Consider the following 21570-nt stretch of genomic DNA (forward strand, 5'->3'; position numbering starts at 1 on the left):
GTATTAGCTGGTCAAGGATGGCGATCATACCTCAGAAGCCGCGCCACGCCTCGCTCATATGAGGGGATGGTTAAGGGCTGTCCTGATTGCTGGCGACCAGATCGCTGTTGGAAACACGGTGCAAACGGCCGAAGTCGAATTGCGAGTGTAGGTGCTGCGATTGACTGGTTGCCAACAGCAGCCGGGTGATCCTGGTTTTAAGGGTATCGGGCTTGAGCGGGGTCAAAATAATGTCAGAGACTTTCGCCTGGACAAATTGTTCGATCAATGGGCGATCGGTCCCTGAGGTCAGGGTCAAAAAAGGCAGTGTGTGGTGAGGCGCCGTGCTGCGGATATTTTTCAGCAGCGTGAGCAGATTCGTAGAGTCTATATCGATATTGCAGATGATCATGGCGGCGGGGCTATCAGCCATGCACCGCTCCAGCGCCTCGACACTCTCCACCACCGTAATCTGGCTTATGCCAATGGCACGTAACTGATGGCATAGCGCATCGCTGTGCACATTATCTTTTTCCAGCACCAGCGTGGGCCCGGAAATTATTTTTGCTATGTCCATATGGCTATCTGATGTGCCCATCTGTCGCTGTATCCTGCCAGCTCATTTTGAGCATGATAATATAGGGTGCATGACTCTGGTCAATCGATACCTCTGCTACCTTGCGCTGGAAATATCAATCTGCAAGCTGGCTCATCACCCAACGGGATAACGAGATTAATCTGATATCACCACGGTTGTTGGCGCGGACCCTCTTGTGATGCGCGCGGCTGCCACTCTCCCATATCCGCTTTTTCCTTTTATCCGGTTTATCCCTTGCCACGTGCTGGTGCGGGCATGGTGGTGCGCACATTTCAACCGGGTTGTCGTGGCTGCCAGTTCAGGGATCCGTTATGGTGTGAGAAAGGTTGGCAAGGGTCGCCATCCTCCATCTTGGCAGGGAGAGTCACGAGATATGGAACATCTTGCCCCGGACGCAGCTCGTCCTCTGGTGCTGCTGGTTGATGATAAAACTGACAGCCACAAGGTGATGAATGGGCTGCTCAATGAGCTCTTCTATCGCCACGTCTTCTCCTGTGAGGCGGCGTTGGTGCTGATGATTGTCGGGCAGAACGATGGAGCATGTTTTCAACCATGAAATCCCGTCTCTGGCAGATTGCCGCCGTGCTGTTGCTCTCCCTGATGGTGGCCACGCTGGTCGATGCCTTCTATCTGGAACTGGAGCGGCAGGAGTATCGCCAGTCGCTGGATACCCGCATTCAGCGCGAGGGCGACAATTTGCAGCAACTGACCCTCTCAAGCAAGGGGATGGGGGCGGTGCAGCTGGCTGGCCGCCTCAACCGCGAGATCCAGCAAGCATCACTGCTCGAGCGGGGGGAGCTCACCCCCAGCGAAGCACTGCAGGTGCTGGCACAAGGGGTGAAGGCCAATCATGCCTTTGTTACCAATAAAGCAGGGGTGATTGTCCGTGATTGGGATGCGCTTGGCCGCCATGTCGTCGGGCAGGATGTGTCGTTTCGCTCCTATTTCAGGCAAGGGATCCTGGGGCTGGAAACGGTGGATGCCGGGGTCAGCCTCAATACCGGCAAGCGGATGATCTATGTGGCGGCGCCGGTCTCTCACGATCGGGCGCAAGGAAGCGACATTACCGGGGTGGTGGTGGCGCGCTACGAGATGACGCTGCTCGATACCTTTCTGGCCGGGTGGGGCAATGCCATCGGCTTGCTGGTCTCGCCCGACGGGGTGGTGATGGCCAGTAACAAGAGCGACTGGCAAATGGCGGTGGTAGGACCGAACTCTGCCGTCAGGCAACAGCAGCTCTTTGCTTCTCGCCTCTATGGACACTATTTTGCACCGGATCGCCAGCCGGTGACCCTGCCTGCACTCGACGGCCGTGAAGTGCGGATCGGGAAGGATAGCTATCTGGTGAGCCGCATGCCTATCGAGTGGCACGATGCCAAAGGGCAGTGGACGCTGCTGCTGTTGGGCAATGTGGATCAGGCCGTGTCAGGATGGCGGCGAGTGGCTTTGTTCGGGACCGCCCTGTTGATCTGTCTGATCTCGGCGCTGCTCTGGCAGGGGCGGATGTTGCGCCGCCGCAGCATTCGCGAGCGCAACGAGCAGTTTGCCTTCCAGCAGGCGTTGATCGATACCCTGCCACATCCTCTCTTCTATACCGACAATCAGGGCCGCCTGCTGGGGGTGAATCGCGCCTTTACCAGCGCATTTGGTGGCGCCCGCCCGGTCGAGGGCAAGCGGCTGGCGGAGTTGCCGCAACTGGCCGGGCTGAATGCGGTGGATGAGGGCAACACCTTGCAGAGGGTGGCGGGCAGTCAGGCCAGAACACAGCATGAGGTGCGTCTGCTCTCGCCGGATGGTCGTCCTCTGGACATGCTCTATTTTCTCTCCGGGATCGAGCTTGCCGAGAGCGAGCGTAGCGGCGCGGTCGGCAGCCTGGTCGATATCACCCCGATCCGTGCCGCCGAGCAGGCCATGCGGGAGGCCCATGATCGGATTGCGGCGGATCGCCAGCGGCTGCATGAGAGCGAACAGCGGATCCAGTCCATGGTGCGCAACGTGCCGGGCATGGTCTATCGCTGCCTGCCTCATCACCCCTGGACCATGTTGTTCGTCAGCGACGAGGCGGAAAAATTGACCGGCTATCCCGCCAGCGATTTTGTCGGCGTGGGCAACTGCCGCGATTTTGGTGACTTGATCCATCCCGATGACCTCGAACTGAGCAACCGCAACACCATCGAGGCCATTGCGGAACACCGGCAATATATCAACGAGTACCGCATCTTCGATCGCTGGGGTCAGATCCGCTGGGTCTACTCCATCGGGCTCGCCACCTATGATGCCGAGGGCAAGGCCGTCTATCTGGACGGGATCATCTTCGATTTCAGCGACCGCAAGCAGGCGGAGGCCGCCATGCTCGAAGCCCGGCAGATCGCCGAAGATGCCACCCGAACCAAGAGCGAATTTTTGGCCAACATGAGCCATGAGATCCGCACGCCGATGAATGCGATCATCGGCATGGCCCATCTGGCGCTGCAAACCAGTCTCTCCCCCGAGCAGCACAACTATGTGAGCAAGATAGACAGAGCGGCGAACAACCTGCTCGGGATCCTCAACGACATCCTTGACTTCTCCAAGATGGAGGCGGGCAAGCTGCAACTGGAACAGGTGGATTTCCGGCTCAACGAGGTATTTGAGTGGCTGGCGGATCTGACGGCGTTCCGGGCGCGGGAAAAGGGGCTGGCGCTGCTGTTCGATCTGGCCGGTGATCTGCCTGAGCGTTTGCGCGGCGATCCCCTGCGGCTTGGCCAGATCCTGCTCAACCTGACCAGCAATGCCATCAAGTTCACCGAGCAGGGAGAGGTGATTATCCGGCTGGCCCGCAGTGACGAGCGCGATGGCGAGATCTGGCTGCAGGGCTGTGTGCAGGATAGCGGTATCGGCATGACGGCCGAGCAGTGCCAGCGTCTCTTCCACTCCTTTGAGCAGGCTGACAGCTCGACCACCCGCAAATATGGCGGCACCGGCCTTGGCCTGGCCATCACGCACAATCTGGTGCAATTGATGGACGGGGAGATCCGGGTGGAGAGCACCCCGGGGCAGGGCAGCGAGTTCCACTTCCGTATTCGGCTCGCCACCGTGGCGGATAAGGGTAAGGAGAAAGAGCAACGTGTGGCGATGCCGTTGGCGCCGCAGCGTCTGCTGTTGCTGGAGCCGCGCCCTGCTTCGCGAACGGCCATTCTCCACCAGTTGGCGGCGCTGCCTGTTGATCTTGTCTGCGCTGACGCTCCCGCCGCGCTGCTGGCACTGCTGCATCAAGGCATCGCGGCGGGCAAACCCTGTGATCGAGTTGTACTGGGCTGGCAGGAGGGGGATAGCTGGTTGCCAGAGGTGCTGCAGGAGGTTGCCTCGCTGGCAGTGCCGCCCGCGATCTTGCTGATCACCTCGGGCGAGCCCGCACTGGTTGCCAGCCATGTTGCTGCGCAGGGGTTGCCGCTCTGTGATGTGCTGGTCCATCCGTTTACCCCGCAGGCACTGTGTCAGGCTCTGTGTCAGGCACTGCGTCAGGCGCTGGGGGGCGATGCCGTGGGGCGAGAGGCGTTATCGGATGCAAGCCCCCATCATCAGGTGGCGCTGCCCGGTCATGGACTGGCGGGTGCTCGTCTGCTGCTGGTGGATGATAACGACATGAATCGGGAGGTGGCGTTGGCCCTGTTGGGCAAGCAGCAGATCACGCTGGTCTGTGCCTGTGATGGGGCGCAGGCGCTCGCTCTGCTGGCGCAAGATCGCGGCTTTGACGGCATCCTGATGGATTGCCAGATGCCGGTAATGGACGGGTATACCGCGACCCGGTTGATCCGCGCCGATCCGGCGCTGGCCGGGCTCCCCATTATCGCCATGACCGCCAGCACCATGGCCGGAGATAAAGAGAAGGCGCTGGCGGCAGGCATGAATGACCACATCGCCAAGCCCTTGAATATGCCGCTGTTGCTGGCGACTCTCTCGCACTGGATCAAGCCAGCCAGACCGCTGGCGGCCGCCAGCAAGTGGCAGGTGTCAGACGATGCGACCCCCTGGCAAGGCGTGCCCGGCCTTGATGTGCCACGGGGCATGGCCGTGATGGGGGGCGACGGTGCGCTCTACCGCAATATGTTGCAGCGCTTCTGGCAGGGGCAGCAGGGGTTTGCAGCCAGTTTCCACTCGGCGTGGGCCTCGGATGACAAGGTCACGGCCCGGCGTCTGGCTCACACCCTCAAGGGCAGTGCCAGCACCATAGGGGCGATTGGTGTGGCGGAGCAGGCGGCGCTGCTCGAGCGAGCCTGTGAAGAGAGGGATGATGCAGGGGTCGCAACCCGCTTGCCATCCCTGATGGCCGAGCTGACGCCGCTGCTGTCTGGGCTGGAAGCTGCGCTGGCAGATTCCTCCGTGACGGTGGCAATCCCCCGAGGCATCGATGCCGAGATGCTGGCGGCGCAACTGCAGCAGTTGGGGGCCTTGCTGGCACAGAGCGATGCCCAGGCGTTGGCGCTCTGTCAGCAGATAGAGGCTGATCTGGCTGGCAGTGCATCGCCGCTGCGTGTTGCGTTTCAAGAGGTGAGCCGGGCGGTCAACGAGTTCGAGTTTGATCAGGCGCTGCAGTTGCTGGCGCCACTGCTCGGTTGATGATTAACACGCCTCTCGTTTGTCATCATCATCATCCCTGCTAATTTCTTTTGGTTGCCATTGAACAAGAATAATTATCATCTTTATCGATTGGGATGGATATTTACGCTCTGGTTAATTACGCAGGGTGACGTGAAGGTAAATAGTGTGAATGCTGGCAGTAACATCTGTAACCGGATGAGCGAATACGTCGCGCGTTAAATATGAATACTATGTTGCAGGCAGCCTTCCACCTTCTTTTTTCTCTCACAATTAATTTGAATGCAGATTCACGCCGGTGCGTAAACATATGCGCGAGCGTGATATTTTACTCACCAGAATGCAGGGCAATACAGAGTGGGGGAAGTCGTAGTGATACGAATACCTCGGTGCATCTTTTCATTGATCAGGGTTAAGCGTCAGGGAGGCCAGACGGGGCGGTGCTGCGTGTGATGGCAAGAAAAGCCGCCCTGCAACGCAGGCAAGATGCAGGCAGAAACCATGCGACATGCAGGTAAATCGCGCCGCGCAGGGCGTGCCTGCTACCGGTGGCAGCTGGCGGTGAGACCGTTCTGGCTTGGGGCGACAAGTCGGGTTTTGCCAGGGGGGGATTGCGTGGAATATGCAACGGGGTGAGTAAAGATATATTTAATGGATCATTTATTGTTGGGTATCATTATTGTGAAATGAGCCGTATGGCGAAAATATCTGGCATGTTAATTTGGCTAACAGCGAAAGAGGGTGAATGTGGCGATTAATTATTTAATATCCAATTAAGTTCATAAAATTTATGGGGTTGCCAAATATCTCTTTGGGGGTAATTAATTTTATTTGTGATGTGGCTCGCTATGGAAATAGGGGGAAGCCGGTCGAAATTGATAGAGATCAATACTGCAGGGTGGGTGAGTCCTTAGCATTTCCGCTATTAAGCATTTATCAAACAAGTGCTCACTACGGGAATAAGTAGAATGGTCGAGGATAATTTTTTATCGGCTCATGGGATTAATCGCCGTGATTTTATGAAATTGTGTGCCGGGATGGCCGCAACCCTGGGATTAAGTCAGAATGCCGTCGCCAAGATGGCCACCGCGCTCACCAGCCCCGAGCGGCCGCCGGTGATCTGGATTGGGGCGCAGGAGTGCACCGGCTGTACCGAGTCACTGCTGCGGGCCACTCACCCCACCATCGAGAACCTGATCCTCAATACCATTTCGCTGGAGTACCACGAGGTGCTCTCGGCGGCCTTTGGTCATCAGGCGGAAGAGAACAAGCACAACGCCATCAAGCGTTATAAAGGCAAGTATGTGCTGGTGGTGGATGGCTCCATTCCGCTCAAAGATGGTGGCGTCTACTGCATGGTGGCCGGTGAGCCCATCGTCGACCATATTCGCCGCGCCGCCGCCGATGCGGCTGCGGTCATCGCCATCGGCTCCTGCTCCGCCTGGGGCGGTGTACCTGCCAGCGGCGGCAACCCGACCGGTGCAGTCAGTCTGGAAGAGGCCCTCGGCAATATCGACACCCCGATCATCAATATCCCGGGTTGCCCGCCCAATCCCCACAACTTCCTCACCACGGTTGCCTACTACATCACCTACGGCAAGCTACCGGCGCTGGATAGCAAAAAGCGTCCGCTGTTTGCCTACGAGCGACTGATCCACGAGAACTGCGAGCGCCGTCCGCACTTCGACGCCGGTCGTTTTGCCAAGGAGTTTGGCGACGAGGGCCACCGTCAGGGCTGGTGCCTCTACCATCTGGGCTGTAAAGGACCGGAGACCTATGGCAACTGCTCGACCCTGGAGTTCTGCGATGTGGGAGGCGGCATCTGGCCGGTCGGCATCGGCCACCCCTGCTATGGCTGCAACGAGCAGGGGGTCGGTTTCAGCAAGGGGATCTTCCAGCTCGCCAAGGTTGAGAACCCGACCCCGCGGGTGGATAAACCCGATGTGAAGATCCAGGAGGGGGGCTATACCTCGCCCACTGCGACGGGTCTGATCGGTGGCGCCCTCGGGGTGCTGGTAGGGGTGAGTCTGATGACGGTGCGTGAACTCGGTCGCCAGCAGAAGCGCCACGAAGCCGGGCAGCACCCATCACGGGAGGAGTAACCGTGAACAGACGCAATTTCCTCAAATTCGCCTCTGCCAGTGCACTGGCGGCAGGGGCTGCCGTGCCCGGCACCGCACAGGCGGCGGCCAAGAACAAGCCGCCCATTCCCGGGTCGCTCGGCATGTTGTATGACTCCACCCTCTGCGTCGGCTGTCAGGCCTGTGTGGCGGAGTGCCAGCGTTTGAATGGCAACCCGGCCAATCCGGAGGGCGAACCGACCTGGTCCACCAACGACAAGCTGACCCCCTACACCAACAACATCATTCAGGTGTGGAAGAGTGGCAGCGGCGAGCATAAGGATCAACTGGTGGATGGCTATGCCTACATCAAGAAGCAGTGCATGCACTGCGTCGATCCCAACTGTGTCTCTGTCTGCCCGGTGCAGGCCCTTACCAAAGATCCCAAGACTGGCATCGTTCACTACGATCCGGACGTCTGTACCGGCTGCCGCTACTGCATGGTGGGTTGCCCGTTCGATGTGCCCAAATATGACTACGACAATCCGCTGGGGGCGATCCACAAGTGCGAGCTCTGCAACCAGAAGGGGCTTGAACGAATTGATCAGGGCAAATTGCCCGGCTGTGTCGAGGTGTGCCCGACCGGCGCCGTGATTTTCGGCACCCGCGAGGAGCTGATGGCCGAGGCCAAGCGCCGCCTGCTGGCGACTCCTGGCAGTGAATATGCCTATCCGCGCCAGACCTTCAGCGCCAACGATCCCTACCTGCACGAGGTGCCCAACTACCAGCCTTACGTCTATGGCGAGAAGGAGGGGGGCGGCACCCAGGTGCTGGTGCTGGCCGGGGTGCCCTATACCAAGCTCGACATGCCCGACTTGCCGGAGCTCTCCTCCGGTGCTCGCTCCGAGCATATCCAGCACACCCTCTACAAGGGGATGGTGCTGCCCATGGTGGTGCTGACTGGTCTCTCGGTGCTCATTCGCCGCAACACCAAGAATGGTCACGATCACCATCATGACGATGGTCATGATCAGGGGAGTGCGCAGATCAAGGATCAGGGCACCACAAAGGGAGGCAAGGATCATGAGTAATCACAAGGCGCATCCGCTCGGCGGCAAGCTGGTCAGCTGGCCGGTACTGGTGCTGGCCCCCTTTGCCGTGCTGTGCGGCATGTTGATCTTGAAACGCCTCTTCTTCGGGCTGGGTTCGGTCACTGACCTGAACGGGGGTTACCCCTGGGGGCTGTGGATCTCGTTCGATCTCTTGATCGGCACCGGTTTCGCCTGTGGCGGCTGGGCGCTGGCCTGGGCGGTCTATGTGTTCAACCGGGGCGAGTATCACCCGCTGGTGCGACCGGCGCTGTTGGCGAGCCTGTTCGGCTACTCGCTCGGTGGTCTCTCCATCACTATCGACGTGGGCCGTTACTGGAACCTGCCGTACTTCTACCTGCCCGGTCACTTCAACACCTCCTCGGTGCTGTTCGAGACGGCGGTCTGCATGACCATCTATATCGGGGTGATGGCGCTGGAGTTTGCGCCCGTGCTGCTGGAGAAGTTCGGCTGGAAGGCGTCACTCATTCGCCTCAACAAGATCATGTTCTTCGTGCTGGCGCTGGGGGCACTGCTGCCCACCATGCACCAATCCTCGATGGGCTCCTTGATGATCGTGGCGGGGGAGAAGATCCATCCGCTCTGGCAAAGCTACGAGCTGCTGCCGGTCTTTTCGCTTCTGACCGCATTCATCATGGGTTTTTCCATCGTGGTGTTTGAGGGATCCTTGGTGCAGGCGGGACTGGCGGGGCGGGGCCCCAACGAGAAGTCGCTGTTCTACAAACTGACCCAGGTAATCGACATCTTCCTGATCCTGTTTGTGGCGCTGCGCTTTGCCGAGATCGTCATCAATGACAAGTCGGAGTACCTCTCCGATCTCAATCGCTTCTCTATCATGTTCTGGAGCGAGATTGCGCTGATGATCTTCCCGCTGCTGGTGTTCCACTGGGACAAGAGCCGCCGCGATTCGCGCATGTTGTTCCTGGGGGCCCTCAGCATGCTGCTGGGCGCAGCCCTCTGGCGACTGGATTACTCCCTGCTCGCCTTCAACCCCGGCAATGGCTACCACTACTTCCCCTCCGCGGAGGAGGTACTGATCTCCCTGGGCTTCGTCGCCATCGAGGTGTGTGCCTATTTGCTGTTGATCCGGCTGCTGCCGGTACTGCCATCACTTGAACGTGTTCACCAAGATTATCAGGCCCGAGGGAAAGCCAACGTATGAGCCAACGTATCACCATAGACCCCATCACCCGCATTGAGGGGCACCTGCGTATCGACTGCGAAATCGAAGGCGGAAAAGTGACCAAAGCCTGGTCGTCCGGCACCATGTGGCGCGGGATGGAGGAGATCGTCAAGGGCAACGACCCGCGCGATGCCTGGATGATTGTGCAGCGCATCTGCGGGGTCTGTACCTCCATTCATGCCATCGCTTCGGTGCGGGCGGTGGAGAACGCCATCGGTGCCAAGGTGCCGGTCAATGCCCAGTTCATCCGCAACCTCATTATTGCGGCCCACAACATTCACGATCACATCGTCCACTTCTACCAACTCTCCGCGCTGGACTGGGTGGACATCACGGCGGCGCTGCAGGCCAATCCGCAAAAAGCGGCGGATATCCTCAAAGGGGTGTCCACATGGTCCCTCAATAGCGCCGATGAGCTGACCAAGGTGCAGGATAAAATCCGCGCCCTGGTGGCCAGCGGCCAGCTCGGCATCTTTGCCAACGGCTACTGGGGTCACAAGGAGATGAAGCTGAGTCCGGAGGTGAACCTCATCGCCGTGGCCCACTACCTGCAGGCGCTGGAGTGCCAGCGCGATGCCAACCGCATCGTCGCCATTCTGGGCGGCAAGACCCCCCACATTCAGAATCTGGCGGTGGGCGGGGTGGCCAACCCCATCAATCTGGATGCGCCGAGCGTGCTCAACCTCGAGCGGCTGCTCTACGTGAAGAGCTTTATCGACCGGCTCGGCGAGTTTATCGAGCAGGTCTACAAGGTGGATGCCGCCATCATCGCCGCTCACTACCCCGAGTGGCTGACCCTGGGGCAGGGGGCCAAGCACTACCTGAGCGTGCCGGAGCTGCCCACCGACGCCAACGGCGGTAGCTTCCTGATGCCGGGCGGCTACATCGAGAATGGCAATCTGGCGGGGTATCGCCCCATCGAGAGTCATCAGGATGCCTGGCTGATGGACGGCATCGCCGAGAGCAACAAGCACGCCTGGTACAAGGATGACGAACCGCTCAAGCCGTGGGAGGGCAAGACCGAGCCCAACTACACCGGCTGGCAGGATGACGGCAAATACTCCTGGGTCAAATCCCCCACCTTCTACGGCAAGGTGGTGGAGGTGGGGCCGCTCGCAGACCTGCTGGTGAAGCTGGCCGCCAAGCACCCGGAGACGGTGGCGCACTTCGACCAGTTGAACGGTATTTATAAAGCACTCACCGGTTCGGCCATCAAGACCGAACAGCTGCACTCCACCATGGGCCGCATCATCGGCCGCGCGGTGCGTTGTTGTGTGCTGAAAGATACGCTGGCGCACCAATGGAAAGCGCTGGTGGATAACATCGGCAAGGGGGATACCACCGCCTACATCAAGGCCGAGATCCCGGCGGACAAGGAGTTTCGCGGGGTGGGCTTTGAAGAGGCACCGCGCGGCATGCTCTCCCACTGGATCGTCATCAAGGGCGGCAAGATCGAGAACTATCAGGCGGTGGTGCCATCGACCTGGAACTCTGGCCCGCGCAACTTCAATGACGAGCCTGGTCCCTACGAGCAGGCGCTGGTGGGCACCCCGGTGGCGGATCCCGCCAAACCGCTGGAGGTGGTACGCACCATCCACTCGTTCGACCCCTGCATGTCCTGCGCGGTCCACGTGGTGGATACCCAGAATGGCGAAACGACTCAGGTGAAGGTGCTGTGATGAACACCCTGATCCTGGGCGTGGGCAACCTGCTGCTGAGCGATGAGGCCGTCGGCGTGCGCATCGTCGAGGCGCTGGGGCGCGAATACCGTTTCGCCCCCGGCATCGAGTTGCTGGATGGCGGCACGGCGGGCATGGAGCTGCTCGAAGCGATGGCCAGTCGCGACCACATCATTTTGGCGGATGCGGTGCGCAGCGGTAACCCGCCGGGTACCGTCGTGACCCTGCAGGATGAGGAGGTTCCGACCCTGTTTGGCCGCAAGATCTCCCCGCACCAGCTGGGGCTGGCGGACGTGCTCTCGGCACTGCACATGACGGGGGAGTCGCCCAAGCGGCTCACCCTGATCGGCATCGAACCCGAATCCCTCGAACCGCGTATCGGGCTCACCCCTGTGGTGGCGGCCGCCATGGGGGAGGCGACGGATCGGATTTTGACCCTGCTGGCCAGTGTCGGCGCCCCCGCCATCCCGCTCTCTGAGCAGGAAAAAGCTGACCAAGCGCGGGAGGGCCTATGGCGCAATCCCATTTAAGCGAGGCTGAGAGAGTGCTGGAGATAGTACCGGAGACGGCGCAGGAGTTTGCCGGTTTTTCCACCAATCCCGCGCCCCTGCTGGTAGCCCAGTACGAGCGGATCGCTCGCGAAGAGATGCAGGCGTTGCCCTTCTATCACGCCACCATGCCCATCGTGGCAGAGTGTGTGCTGTTTGAAGGTCAGTGGCTCGGCTGCGTGCTCACCCCCTGGATGCTGAGTGTGGTGGTACTGCCGGGGCCGGATCAGCTTTGGCCGGTGCGCAGCAGTAGCGATCGGCTCGCCCTGCAGCTCCCCTGCGGCAACATGACCTTTATGGTGGGTGAACTACCCGAAAGCGGTCAGTTGCTGGCCTGCTCCCTGATGTCGCCGCTCGATCCCCATCTCGGGGCCGAGCAGGGGCGCTCACTGGTAAGCAGCACCCTAAAAATGCTGCTCTCCTTGCCAGTGCAGCAAGGGGCTGGCGGCGTGGATCTGGGGCGCAGACGACTGTTTGGTGCGGCGAGAAAGGTACCTGCATTGCCTGATTGATACTAGGTTTCACGCGAAATCAAGTTTAGAATAGGGGGCCATTTTGGCCCCTCACTTGCACTTTCTGACACGCATTCCGCCTCTTTTTTGAGTGATAACGCGTGAGTGGTACAAACAAGAAGGATCCCCATGACTGTTTCTCGCAATTCCCTTCGCCATTACGCTAGCCCCAGCGCGGCCGCCCTGCTGACTCTGCTGCTGGGCACCGCCTCCCACACAGCTTTGGCCGCTGCCCAACCGGTTCCCGCCGAACTCAAGCTTGCCATCGGCAGTGAACCCACCGAAGGGTTCGACCCCCTGCTCGGCTGGAGCCACGGCAGCTACCTGCTGCTGCACAGCCCGCTGCTTAAACAAAACGCCGATCTCGGCTGGCAGAATGTGCTCACCCAATCGGTGACCCCGAACAAGGATGGCAAGGGGTGGCTCATTACCCTCAAGCCTGACCTGAAATTCTCCAACGGCGCACCGCTCACCGCCGAGGATGTGGCCTTTACCTACAACAGCGCGGCCAAGGGCGGCGGCAAGATCGACATGGGCAACTTTGTCTCGGCCAAGGTGGTCTCGCCTACCGAGGTTGCCATCACCCTGAGCGCCCCCCAGAGTACCTTCGTCAACGTGCTGGGATCGCTCGGTATAGTGTCGAAGAAGGATTACGACGCAAAAGCGTACGCCCAAAAGCCAGTCGGCGCAGGCCCTTACCGGTTGGTGAGCTTCCTGCCCGGTCAGCAGCTGGTAGTTGAGGCGAACCCCTATTACGCCGGTGGCAACAACGACTTCAAACGGCTGGTGTTTGTCTTTATCGACGAGGAGAGCGCTTACGCCGCTGCCCAGAGCAATCAACTCGATCTGGTGCGCATCGCCCCCTCGCTGGCGCCCACCGTACCCGACACCCTCAAACTTTGGGTGCGTCCGAGTGTGGAGAATCGCGGCATCGTCTTCCCCATTCCTGCTGCTGGTAAAAAAGATGCCAAGGGGTATCCCATCGGCAACGACGTGACCTCGGACGTGGCAGTGCGCCGCGCCATCAACTATGCCATCGACCGCAAGCTGCTGGCTGATCAGCTGCTGGAAGGGCACGCCATCCCCGCTTACAGCGCGGTAGAAGGCTTGCCCTGGCTAAACAAGGCCACCGCCTTCAAGGATGGCGATGCCACCCATGCCAACGCCCTGCTAGACCAGGCAGGCTGGAAGATGGGCAGTGACGGCATTCGCCACAAGGGCGACCTGCGCGCAGCCATTACCCTCTGGTACACCAGCGGTGACAGCACCCGCCGGGATCTGGCGGAAGCGGTGCGGGCCATGCTCAAACCCATCGGTCTCGACGTGAGCCTCAAATCTGGCAGCTGGGAGCAGGTGGAGCGCGAGATGCACGCCAATCCGGTGCTGATGGGGTGGGGGAGTCTGGACCCCATGGAGCTCTATCACCACTACCAGAGCGGCTCAGGCGGCGTGGAGTTCTACAACCCGGGCTATTACAGCAACCCTGTGGTGGATGGCCACCTCAAGCAGGCGCTTGATGCCCCCGACTGGCAGGCGGCCGTGCCGTTCTGGCAGCAAGTTGAGTGGGATGGCAAGAGTGGTGCCGGGGTACAGGGGGATGCCGCCTGGGCCTGGCTGCTCAATGTGCAGCACACCTATCTCGCTAACCGCTGCATCGACCTTGGCAAGGGGGCGCCGGAGATCCACGGTAGCTGGTCACTCCTCAACAACCTGCAGGATTGGCGGTGGACGTGCCGCTAAGTTCGTCCACTATGATGAGCGTCACTGTGAAAGCCCTGCTGCGTCTGGCAGGGCTTTTATGCTTGGTCTCGGTCGCTACCTTTGTGTTGCTCAGCTACTCCCCCATTGACCCCATCAAGGCCTATATCGGCAACGATCTGCTCCATGTGCCACCAGAGCAGTACGCCCGCATCGCCGCCCGCTGGGGGCTGGATCAGCCGCTCTGGCTGCGCTACTGGCACTGGTTTAGCCAGGTGCTGCAGGGGGATCTCGGTTACTCCATGCTCTATAACGCGCCGGTGGCTCAGGTGATTGGCAGCCGCTTTGCCGCCTCCTTCCTGCTGCTGGCGGGTGCCTGGCTGCTCTCCGGCTTTTTCGGCATCCTGCTTGGGCTCTGCGCCGGTCGCTATCTCAACCGCTGGCCCGATCGCCTTATCTGCCGCTTTGCCTATCTGCTTGCCTCCCTGCCCACCTTCTGGGTTGGCCTGTTGCTGCTCGCCCTGTTTGCGGTGCATTGGCCACTACTGCCAGTCTGCTGCGCCTGGACGCCGGGCCTCTCCGCCGATGAGGCTGATTGGGCTATGCGAGCACGCCATCTGTTGCTGCCGGTGACTACCCTGGCGCTGCTGGGGCTTGGCAATATCGCCCTGCATACCCGGGCGCGGGTGGCCGAGGTGCTGGAGAGCGACTTTATCCGTTACGCCCGCGCCCAAGGGGATGGCGGCTGGCCCATGCTGCGTTTTCATGTGCTGCGCCACGCCCTGACTCCGGCGCTCTGCCTGCAGTTTGCCTCCCTCGGTGAGTTGATTGGCGGATCGCTCTTGGCCGAGAAGGTCTTCTCCTATCCGGGGCTCGGCCAGGCCACTGTGGATGCGGGGCTGCGGGGGGATATCCCCTTGCTGATGGGCATAGTGCTGTTCTGCACCCTGCTGGTCTTTATTGGCAACACGGTGGCCAGTCTGCTGCTGGCGCGCATCAATCGGGGTTGGGAGGGCGAGCATGCTGTTTAATCCGCTTCCCTCCATACTGCGGCTGGTTTTTGCCCTGATTGGATTGGCGCTGCTGGCAGCCTACGGCTGGAGCTTGTCGGCTCAGGATGTGCCGATGGATCTGCTGGCGCGCCAGCAACCTCCCTCGCTGACCCACTGGTTCGGCACCGATCAGATGGGGCGGGATCTCTGGTTGCGGGCCTTTCAGGGCACCCTCACCAGTCTGGAGTTGGGCATCAGTACGGCCCTCTGCAGTGGCCTGCTGGCCATGGTGGCGGCAAGCGTGTCGCTCATTCATCCCAGATGCGATGCGGCGGTGCGAATGGTGATCGACGCCATGCTGGCGCTGCCCCATATGCTGCTGCTGATCCTGATCTGCTTTACCGTGGGGGGCGGCATGCGCGGGGTGATCCTGGCGGTGGCGCTCACCCACTGGCCCAAGCTGGCGCTGATCCTCTGCGCGGAGGCGCGGCGGATCGTCTGCAGTGACTATGTGGTACTGGCCCGCTGTCAGGGGATGGGGGCGCTGCGTCGCTGGCGCACCCACCTGCTGCCAGGGTTGTTGCCCCAGTGGTTTATCGGCACCTTGCTGATGTTTCCCCATGCGGTACTACACAGCGCGGCCTTGAGCTTTCTCGGCTTTGGGCTGGCGGCTCATGAGGCCTCCCTTGGTCTGCTGCTGGCCGATGCCCTGCGTTATCTGGCCGGTGGCGGCTGGTGGCTGGCCCTCTTTCCCGGTCTGATGCTACTGACCTTGGTTTTATTGTTTGATCAGGCTACCCGCGCCCTGCAACAACTCTGGTTTGGGAGTGAACAATGCTGAGCTTCGACCATGTGACCATAGAAGCGGCCCACTACTCCTGGCTGGGGCGGCGCAACTGGCAGCCCTTGCTGACCGATATCAGCCTGCAACTGGCGCCGGGGGAGATAGTGGCGCTGGTGGGAGGGAGTGGCGAGGGCAAGAGCCTGCTGCTGCAAAGCGCCCTGACCCTGCTGCCGGACAACCTGCGGATGCGCGGTAGCATCTCCCTTGATGGCGTGCCTCTGTGCGATGCCAGCCGCGCCCGTCTGCGCGGCCACACCCTCTGCTATGTGCCGCAGGGGGTGAGCGCCCTCAATCCGCTGCTGACGGTGGAGCGCCAGCTCGGCCGCGCGGCGCGTCTCTGTGGCCAGAACGGTTCCCGTGAGCGGCTTGGCGAACAACTGCTGCGCTACCAGTTACCCGCTGCCACTCTGGACCGCTATCCGCGCCAGCTCTCCGGCGGCATGGCCAAGCGTATTTTGGCCTGCACCGCGGCGCTCGGCGGCGCCCGCTACATTCTGGCGGACGAGATCACCGCCTGGCTCGACGAGGGGCTGGCCTGTCTGCTGCTCGGCCAGTTGCGTGAATTGGCTAATCAGGGCAGCGGCATCCTCTGGGTCACCCATGATCTGGCGCTGGCGGCCCGCTTTGCCGATCGCATCGTGGCGCTGCATCAAGGCCAAGTGAGCGACACCCTGAGCTGCCACCATCTGCGCCAGGGGCAGGGGAGCGAGATGCTCCGTGCCCACTGGCAGGCGCTGCCGGAGTTCAATGCACTCTTCCCTGCGCCGGAGGTTTCCTGATGATTGCTTCTCTGAGACAGGCTGTGTGTGGCGCGGCAGATATCCAGTGGCAGGTGCTGCCGGAATTCAACGCACTCTTCTCTGTGCCGGAGGTTTCCTGATGTTGGAAGTACGAGATCTCACCATCGCCCAGGGGGAACGCCCTCTTTGGCAGGGGCTATCGCTGGCCGTCAAAGCGGGCGAGCGGCTCGGCATCTCTGCCCCGAGCGGTTATGGCAAAACCACGCTGGGGCGGGTATTGGCCGGTTGGCAAGTGGCTCGGGCCGGTGGGCAAATCCTGCTGGATGGGCAGCCGGTGCCTGAACAGGTAAAAGGCTATAACCCCATCCAGCTGGTGCCCCAGCACCCCGAACTCACCTTCAATCCCTACCGCACCACCGGGCAGGCGTTGTGGGATGTGTGGCGCCCCGATGACGCCATGCTGGCACGCTTTATGGTCAAGCCTGCGTGGCTCAGCCGTAAACCCGGTCAGCTCTCCGGTGGCGAGCTGGCCCGCATCGCGCTGCTGCGCGCCCTCGATCCCCGCACCCGTCTGCTGATTGCCGACGAGGTGACCGCCCAGCTGGATCCGCAAATTCAGCGCCAACTCTGGCGGGAGTTGATGATTGAGTGCGAGCAGCGCGGGCTTGGCATGGTGATCTTCAGTCACCAGCAGGCGCTGCTGCGCCAGATCTGCCATCGGGTGATGACCTTTGGTGAGGATACGACTGAGCAGGGATGGGTGGTTCGCAGTGTGGCTTGAGGGGGAACTACCCCTCATCCCCAGCCCTTCTCCCGCAAGGGGAGAAGGGGGCAGACGGTGCCATCTCGCCAGGCTCGGGGTTTGGGAAACAGGGGCTGGTTGTATGCTCGCAGGCTCTCTGGGGCGAATATTTCGAGCATATTTCCAGCATCCATGAATAGGTTCCCCTTTCACTGTTGAGACAGGGAGCGGAATGCGGCATCCACGAACCGGTTCCCTCTCCCTGGAGAGAGGGCCAGGGTGAGGGGGGCGAGTATGAAACGCTGGCCATTTTGGACAGATAGCACGGCGGGCAAGATTCGCAGATAAAAGAGAGGGAGGCATCAGCCTCCCTCTCTTGCTATCCGCCGTTGGTAACGGCATTTAACCGGTTCTGGTTCAGGCCGTTGCCAGCCAGTTGAGCCAGGCATCCATCCCTTCGCCGGTGGTGGCGCTGACCTGGATCACCTGAATATAGGGGTTGACCCGTTTGGCATTCTCGATGCAGCGGGCCACGTCAAAGCTGACGTAGGGCAGCAGATCGATCTTGTTGATCACCATCAGCTGTGCGGCGGCGAACATGTCCGGGTACTTGAGGGGCTTCTCTTCCCCCTCAGTGACGGAGAGGATCGCCACCTTGTACTTCTCGCCGAGATCGAAGCTGGCGGGGCAGACCAGATTGCCCACGTTCTCGATAAAGAGGATGCCCCCTTCATTGGCGGGCAGCTGGTGGCAGGCGTCGTGGACCATTTTGGCGTCCAGATGGCAGCCCTTGCCGGTGTTGATCTGCACGGCAGGGACGCCGGTGGCGCGAATGCGATCCGCATCGGCGCTGGTCTGCTGATCTCCTTCGATCACGGCGCAAGGGCGTTTGTCAGCCAGCTGGCGCAGGGTTTCGCACAGCAAGGTGGTCTTGCCTGAACCCGGGCTCGATACCAGATTGAGTACCAGCTGGGCCGCTTCGTCGAAGTGTTCGCGGTTGTGGGCCGCCAGCGCGTTGTTCTTGGCCAGCACATCCATCTCGATGGCGATCAGCTGGCGCTGCCCCATGCCGGGGACCGACAATCCCGCTTCCCCTTTGCCGTAGTGCAGATCACCCTGCTGATGGTCATGGTCATGGTCATGGTCATGGTCATAGTCATAGTCATAGCTGTGATCATGGCTGTGATCATGGGGATGCGCGTGGGAATGGCCGTGGTCATGAGAATGGGCGTGATCATGATGATGGCCGTGGGGGTGATCATGGTGGTGCTCATGTGGCTGATCATGACCCTCATGGCTTATAGGAGCCCGCACCCCGTGGTAGTGGTGATGGACATCCCCCTGATGGTGATAGTGGTGGTGAATGATCAGGGTGCGTGGTGCGCTCTGCTCGTGATCATGATGGTGATGGGTGTCATGAGCATGATGATGGTCGTGCTCATGACCATGTTCATGGTGATGTTCATGTTCGTGATGATGCTCATGATCGTGATCATGGCCGGCGATCCGCGCCTGGCCGCATCCGCATACGCTACACATATCAACTTACCTCGATGTCGGTGATGCGCAGGCTATCGCCCTGCGCGACTCGTAATTTGTATCCGCCACACTCGGGACAGGCCTGCCCGCGCTCGGTGAGGGTGACCGTCTTGTTGCAGTCGTAACACCAGGCCTCTGCCGCTTGGTGCTGAAAGTGCAGCTGGGCCCCTTCGACAGCGGTGCCCTTGGCGGCCGCCTCGAAACAGAAGGCAATGGTGTCCGGGTCGACGCAGGAGAAGCTGCCGACCTCGAGCCAGAGGGCGGTCACCTTGGTAAAGCCCCGCTGGGTGGCCTGCTCGGCCGCCAGATCGATGGCGGCCATGGCCAGAGACATTTCGTGCATGGTGGCTCCTTAACCGTTATGGGGAGGAGTGACTCCCCCCTGTAATTGACGGAACGGCATGGCCGCTCAACAGATCCGCGGCAGCAGCTCCCCCTGCGGCAGCTCCAGATAGCGGCGGCTGCCCCAGGGGTTATTGAGGATCACCTTGTGGCGATCGCTCGCCTGCACCACGCCGATCTGGCTTGCCGCGAGGTTGAATTGCCGCAAGATGCCCAGCGCGTCCTGTGCCTGTTCGGCAGGCAGGGCCAGCACCATGGTCCCCTCGTTGGCGAGATCATGGGGCTCGAAGCCATAGAGCTCGCACAGGCCACGCACCGGATCGCAGACCGGAATGGCGGACTCCTCCAGCTCGATGGCAACGCCGGAGGCGCTGCTCCATTCGTTGAGCACGGCGGCAAGGCCACCGCGGGTGGCATCGCGCAGGGCGTGAGGGGTAATGCCAGCCTGCAGCAGCGCTTCGACCTGCGGCCAGAGGGTGGTGCAGTCGCTCTTGAGATCGGATCCCAGTTGCAGGGCGTCACGGGCCATCAGGATGCAGGCGCCGTGGCTGCCGATATCCCGCGACACCAGAATGGCGTCACCGGCCTTGAGGTTGCGTACCGAGATGCCCCGGCTCTGTTCGGGCAGAGGGAAGGTGCCGACCCCGCTGGTGTTGATAAAGATCTTGTCGGCTGCCCCCTTGGGCACCACCTTGGTGTCGCCGCAGACGATGCGGGCGCCGCTTTTGGCAAGCTCTGCTGCCATCGACTCGACGATGCGGGCGAGATCGGCGTAGGGGAAGCCCTCCTCGATGATAAAACTGCAGCTCAAATACTCGGGTTTGGCCCCCATCATGGCGAGATCATTGACCGTACCGGCGATGGCCAGCTTGCCGATATCGCCCCCCTCGAAGAAGAGCGGCGAGACGGTAAAGCTGTCGGTGGTAAAGGCGACGGGGCCGCTTACCGGCAGCAGGGCGGCATCTTCACCGCGCAGCAGGATCTCGTTGCCAAAGTGGCGAAAGAAGAGCTGGTTGATCAGCTGGTTCATTTCTACACCGCCGCCGCCGTGGCTTAACTGAATTTCTCTCATTGGATCCCCATATATCGGTAGTAGGCATTGCAGGCCCCTTCGGAGCTGACCATGCAGCTGCCCATGGGCTGGGTCGGGGTGCAGCCCCGGCCAAAGACTTTACACTGGTTCGGTTTGGCCAGGCCGCGCAGGATATCGGCGCACTGGCACGCCTTGTGGTCATCGATGGGAGTCTGATTGAGTTGAAAGTGGCGCTCCGCATCGCGTTTGGCAAAGGCATCGCGCAGGCGCAGGGCGGAGGCGTTGATATCCCCCAGACCTCGCCAGCGAAAGTGCTCACGGGTCTCGAAAAAGCGCTCGACCATCCGCTGGGCGGCTTTATTGCCGCTGGCGGTGACGGCGCGGCTGTACTGCACCTCCAGCGCGTAGCGACCCTCCACCTTCTGGCGCACCATCATCAAGAGCGCCTCCATCACATCCACCGGTTCGAAGCCACTCACCACCACCGGTACCTGATAACGATCGACGATGGGCAGGTAGATATCGGCGCCGGTGATGACGCTGACGTGGGAGGGGCCGATAAAGGCGTTCACCTTGGCAACGCCGTCGGCCATCACCGCATGAATGGCAGGGGGCACCAGCACATGGTTGATATGAAACAGCAGGTTCAGGGCCCCTTGCTCTTCAGCGGCAGCCAGCAAGGCGGCGGTCATGGGGGTGGAGGTCTCGAAACCGATGGCGAAGAAGACCACGGTTTTCTCAGGGTTCTCACGGGCGATACGCAGGGCATCGAGGGGGTCATAGACCGGGCGGATATCGCTCCCCTTGGCCCGTTGCTGGGCAAGCGTGCCCTTGGAGCCCGGCACCCGGATCATGTCTCCCAGGGTAACCAGAATGACGCTGGGCTGGCTAGCCAGCTCGATGGCCTGATCGATGCGCTCTTTGGGCATGATGCAGACCGGGCAGCCGGGACCGTGGACAAACTCGATGCTGGCCGGTAGCAGCTGGTGCAGGCCGTACTTCATGATGGTGTGGGTATGGCCGCCGCACACTTCCATCACCCGCAGCGGTTCGGGCAGATCGTTGGCCAGTTCGGTGATCTGGGCGGCGAGGGCGCGGATCACCTCGGGCTGGCGAAAGCCCTGAAAGAGATCATTGAGGGTCAGCATGGCAAAATATCCTGTTTGGGCATCAGGGCCACCATCTGGCGGAAGCTCTCGAGGCTGGCTTGCGCCTCCTCTTCGTCAATCTTGCTCATCACAAAACCGATATGGAGCAGCACATAGTCGCCCACCTGGAGGGGCTCCTCGAGCAGCATGCAGCTGACGCGCCGCTGCACCCCCAGGGTGTCGACGGTGACGCAGTTATCTTCGGGGTGCAGCTGCACCACCTGAGAGGGGATGGATAGACACATT

The 21570-nt window shown here is 61.0% G+C and carries 19 protein-coding genes and 1 pseudogene; 14 read left to right on the forward strand and 6 right to left on the reverse strand.

Features of this window, described 5'->3' with window-relative positions; genetic code table 11:
- Window positions 1-70: 70 nt before the first annotated feature.
- Window positions 71-577 carry a response regulator gene (locus PG888_RS18985; RefSeq protein WP_270694054.1) on the reverse strand — a complete coding sequence of 169 codons (507 nt, stop codon included), beginning with the start codon at window positions 575-577 and terminating at the stop codon, window positions 71-73.
- Window positions 578-950: 373 nt separating this feature from the next.
- Between PG888_RS18985 and PG888_RS18990 the strand changes: the two genes are divergently transcribed.
- The 13 genes from PG888_RS18990 (at window position 951) to PG888_RS19050 (ending at window position 17301) form a co-directional block, all read left to right on the forward strand.
- Entirely contained in the window at window positions 951-1133 is a 183-nt protein-coding gene (locus PG888_RS18990; RefSeq protein WP_182939574.1) for a hypothetical protein, read from the forward strand.
- The gene (locus PG888_RS18995; protein WP_182939575.1) at window positions 1118-5176 is read left to right on the forward strand and encodes an ATP-binding protein; all 4059 of its coding nucleotides are present in this window, start codon (window positions 1118-1120) and stop codon (window positions 5174-5176) included. The genes PG888_RS18990 and PG888_RS18995 overlap by 16 nt, the downstream gene beginning before the upstream one ends.
- Window positions 5177-6123: 947 nt before the next feature.
- On the forward strand, window positions 6124-7257 hold the full coding sequence (gene hybO / locus PG888_RS19000; RefSeq protein WP_182939576.1) for a hydrogenase 2 small subunit: 1134 nt from the start codon (window positions 6124-6126) through the stop codon (window positions 7255-7257).
- A 2-nt stretch (window positions 7258-7259) separates the two neighbouring features.
- Window positions 7260-8306 (forward strand): hydrogenase 2 operon protein HybA, encoded by a 1047-nt coding sequence (hybA, locus tag PG888_RS19005; protein ID WP_182939577.1) that lies wholly within the window; start codon window positions 7260-7262, stop codon window positions 8304-8306.
- Window positions 8299-9486: a Ni/Fe-hydrogenase cytochrome b subunit gene (gene hybB, locus PG888_RS19010; protein ID WP_042648477.1), complete on the forward strand. Its 1188-nt coding sequence runs from the start codon at window positions 8299-8301 to the stop codon at window positions 9484-9486. Before hybA ends, hybB begins: the two co-directional genes overlap by 8 nt.
- Window positions 9483-11186, forward strand: a complete 1704-nt coding sequence (hybC, locus tag PG888_RS19015) for a hydrogenase 2 large subunit (RefSeq protein WP_058051867.1) — start codon at window positions 9483-9485, stop codon at window positions 11184-11186. The genes hybB and hybC overlap by 4 nt, the downstream gene beginning before the upstream one ends.
- On the forward strand, window positions 11186-11716 hold the full coding sequence (locus PG888_RS19020; RefSeq protein WP_182939578.1) for a HyaD/HybD family hydrogenase maturation endopeptidase: 531 nt from the start codon (window positions 11186-11188) through the stop codon (window positions 11714-11716). The genes hybC and PG888_RS19020 overlap by 1 nt, the downstream gene beginning before the upstream one ends.
- Window positions 11698-12246: a hydrogenase-2 assembly chaperone gene (gene hybE, locus PG888_RS19025; protein WP_182939579.1), complete on the forward strand. Its 549-nt coding sequence runs from the start codon at window positions 11698-11700 to the stop codon at window positions 12244-12246. The genes PG888_RS19020 and hybE overlap by 19 nt, the downstream gene beginning before the upstream one ends.
- A 129-nt stretch (window positions 12247-12375) precedes the next feature.
- Window positions 12376-13986 (forward strand): ABC transporter substrate-binding protein, encoded by a 1611-nt coding sequence (locus PG888_RS19030; protein ID WP_182939580.1) that lies wholly within the window; start codon window positions 12376-12378, stop codon window positions 13984-13986.
- Window positions 13971-14975, forward strand: coding sequence for an ABC transporter permease (locus PG888_RS19035; RefSeq protein WP_182939581.1), 1005 nt, complete (start codon window positions 13971-13973; stop codon window positions 14973-14975). Before PG888_RS19030 ends, PG888_RS19035 begins: the two co-directional genes overlap by 16 nt.
- Window positions 14965-15777 (forward strand): ABC transporter permease, encoded by an 813-nt coding sequence (locus PG888_RS19040; protein ID WP_182939582.1) that lies wholly within the window; start codon window positions 14965-14967, stop codon window positions 15775-15777. The genes PG888_RS19035 and PG888_RS19040 overlap by 11 nt, the downstream gene beginning before the upstream one ends.
- A complete protein-coding gene (locus PG888_RS19045) occupies window positions 15771-16559 on the forward strand; it encodes an ATP-binding cassette domain-containing protein (protein ID WP_182939583.1) in 789 nt (262 codons plus the stop codon). The genes PG888_RS19040 and PG888_RS19045 overlap by 7 nt, the downstream gene beginning before the upstream one ends.
- Before the next feature lie 100 nt (window positions 16560-16659).
- Window positions 16660-17301: an ATP-binding cassette domain-containing protein gene (locus tag PG888_RS19050; protein ID WP_182939584.1), complete on the forward strand. Its 642-nt coding sequence runs from the start codon at window positions 16660-16662 to the stop codon at window positions 17299-17301.
- Window positions 17302-17679: 378 nt separating this feature from the next.
- Here the strand turns inward: PG888_RS19050 and hypB are convergent.
- Window positions 17680-18432, reverse strand: a pseudogene (hypB, locus tag PG888_RS19055) (hydrogenase nickel incorporation protein HypB); the annotation flags it as partial.
- Between hypB and PG888_RS19060 the strand changes: the two are divergent.
- Window positions 18367-18825: a hypothetical protein gene (locus PG888_RS19060; RefSeq protein WP_232093642.1), complete on the forward strand. Its 459-nt coding sequence runs from the start codon at window positions 18367-18369 to the stop codon at window positions 18823-18825. The pseudogene hypB and the gene PG888_RS19060 overlap by 66 nt on opposite strands.
- Here PG888_RS19060 and hypA read toward each other — a convergent pair.
- The 4 genes from hypA to PG888_RS19080 all read right to left on the reverse strand — a co-directional run bounded on the left by hypA (window position 18803) and on the right by PG888_RS19080 (window position 21569).
- Window positions 18803-19144: a hydrogenase maturation nickel metallochaperone HypA gene (gene hypA / locus PG888_RS19065; protein ID WP_005333346.1), complete on the reverse strand. Its 342-nt coding sequence runs from the start codon at window positions 19142-19144 to the stop codon at window positions 18803-18805. The genes PG888_RS19060 and hypA overlap by 23 nt on opposite strands.
- A 66-nt stretch (window positions 19145-19210) precedes the next feature.
- A complete protein-coding gene (gene hypE, locus PG888_RS19070; RefSeq protein ID WP_182939586.1) occupies window positions 19211-20215 on the reverse strand; it encodes a hydrogenase expression/formation protein HypE in 1005 nt (334 codons plus the stop codon).
- Window positions 20212-21324, reverse strand: coding sequence for a hydrogenase formation protein HypD (gene hypD / locus PG888_RS19075; RefSeq protein WP_182939587.1), 1113 nt, complete (start codon window positions 21322-21324; stop codon window positions 20212-20214). The genes hypE and hypD overlap by 4 nt, the downstream gene beginning before the upstream one ends.
- Window positions 21318-21569: a HypC/HybG/HupF family hydrogenase formation chaperone gene (locus PG888_RS19080; RefSeq protein ID WP_040065728.1), complete on the reverse strand. Its 252-nt coding sequence runs from the start codon at window positions 21567-21569 to the stop codon at window positions 21318-21320. Before PG888_RS19080 ends, hypD begins: the two co-directional genes overlap by 7 nt.
- Window position 21570: the final 1 nt, after the last annotated feature.

It is taken from the genome of Aeromonas sp. QDB23, from assembly GCF_027707745.1.
Lineage (GTDB): Bacteria > Pseudomonadota > Gammaproteobacteria > Enterobacterales > Aeromonadaceae > Aeromonas > Aeromonas allosaccharophila.

Excerpts from the sequence above, each read along its gene's own strand:
- PG888_RS19040 (WP_182939582.1), top strand. The coding sequence starts at position 14,965 with ATGCTGTTTAATCCGCTTCCCTCCATACTGCGGCTGGTTTTTGCCCTG.
- PG888_RS19045 (WP_182939583.1), top strand. The coding sequence starts at position 15,771 with ATGCTGAGCTTCGACCATGTGACCATAGAAGCGGCCCACTACTCCTGG.
- hybC (WP_058051867.1), top strand. The coding sequence starts at position 9,483 with ATGAGCCAACGTATCACCATAGACCCCATCACCCGCATTGAGGGGCAC.
- PG888_RS19030 (WP_182939580.1), top strand. The coding sequence starts at position 12,376 with ATGACTGTTTCTCGCAATTCCCTTCGCCATTACGCTAGCCCCAGCGCG.
- hybO (WP_182939576.1), top strand. The coding sequence starts at position 6,124 with ATGGTCGAGGATAATTTTTTATCGGCTCATGGGATTAATCGCCGTGAT.
- hybB (WP_042648477.1), top strand. The coding sequence starts at position 8,299 with ATGAGTAATCACAAGGCGCATCCGCTCGGCGGCAAGCTGGTCAGCTGG.
- hybE (WP_182939579.1), top strand. The coding sequence starts at position 11,698 with ATGGCGCAATCCCATTTAAGCGAGGCTGAGAGAGTGCTGGAGATAGTA.
- PG888_RS18990 (WP_182939574.1), top strand. The coding sequence starts at position 951 with ATGGAACATCTTGCCCCGGACGCAGCTCGTCCTCTGGTGCTGCTGGTT.
- PG888_RS18995 (WP_182939575.1), top strand. The coding sequence starts at position 1,118 with ATGTTTTCAACCATGAAATCCCGTCTCTGGCAGATTGCCGCCGTGCTG.
- PG888_RS19050 (WP_182939584.1), top strand. The coding sequence starts at position 16,660 with ATGTTGGAAGTACGAGATCTCACCATCGCCCAGGGGGAACGCCCTCTT.
- hypE (WP_182939586.1), bottom strand. The coding sequence starts at position 20,215 with ATGAGAGAAATTCAGTTAAGCCACGGCGGCGGCGGTGTAGAAATGAAC.
- PG888_RS18985 (WP_270694054.1), bottom strand. The coding sequence starts at position 577 with ATGGGCACATCAGATAGCCATATGGACATAGCAAAAATAATTTCCGGG.
- hypA (WP_005333346.1), bottom strand. The coding sequence starts at position 19,144 with ATGCACGAAATGTCTCTGGCCATGGCCGCCATCGATCTGGCGGCCGAG.
- PG888_RS19080 (WP_040065728.1), bottom strand. The coding sequence starts at position 21,569 with ATGTGTCTATCCATCCCCTCTCAGGTGGTGCAGCTGCACCCCGAAGAT.
- hypD (WP_182939587.1), bottom strand. The coding sequence starts at position 21,324 with ATGCTGACCCTCAATGATCTCTTTCAGGGCTTTCGCCAGCCCGAGGTG.
- PG888_RS19020 (WP_182939578.1), top strand. The coding sequence starts at position 11,186 with ATGAACACCCTGATCCTGGGCGTGGGCAACCTGCTGCTGAGCGATGAG.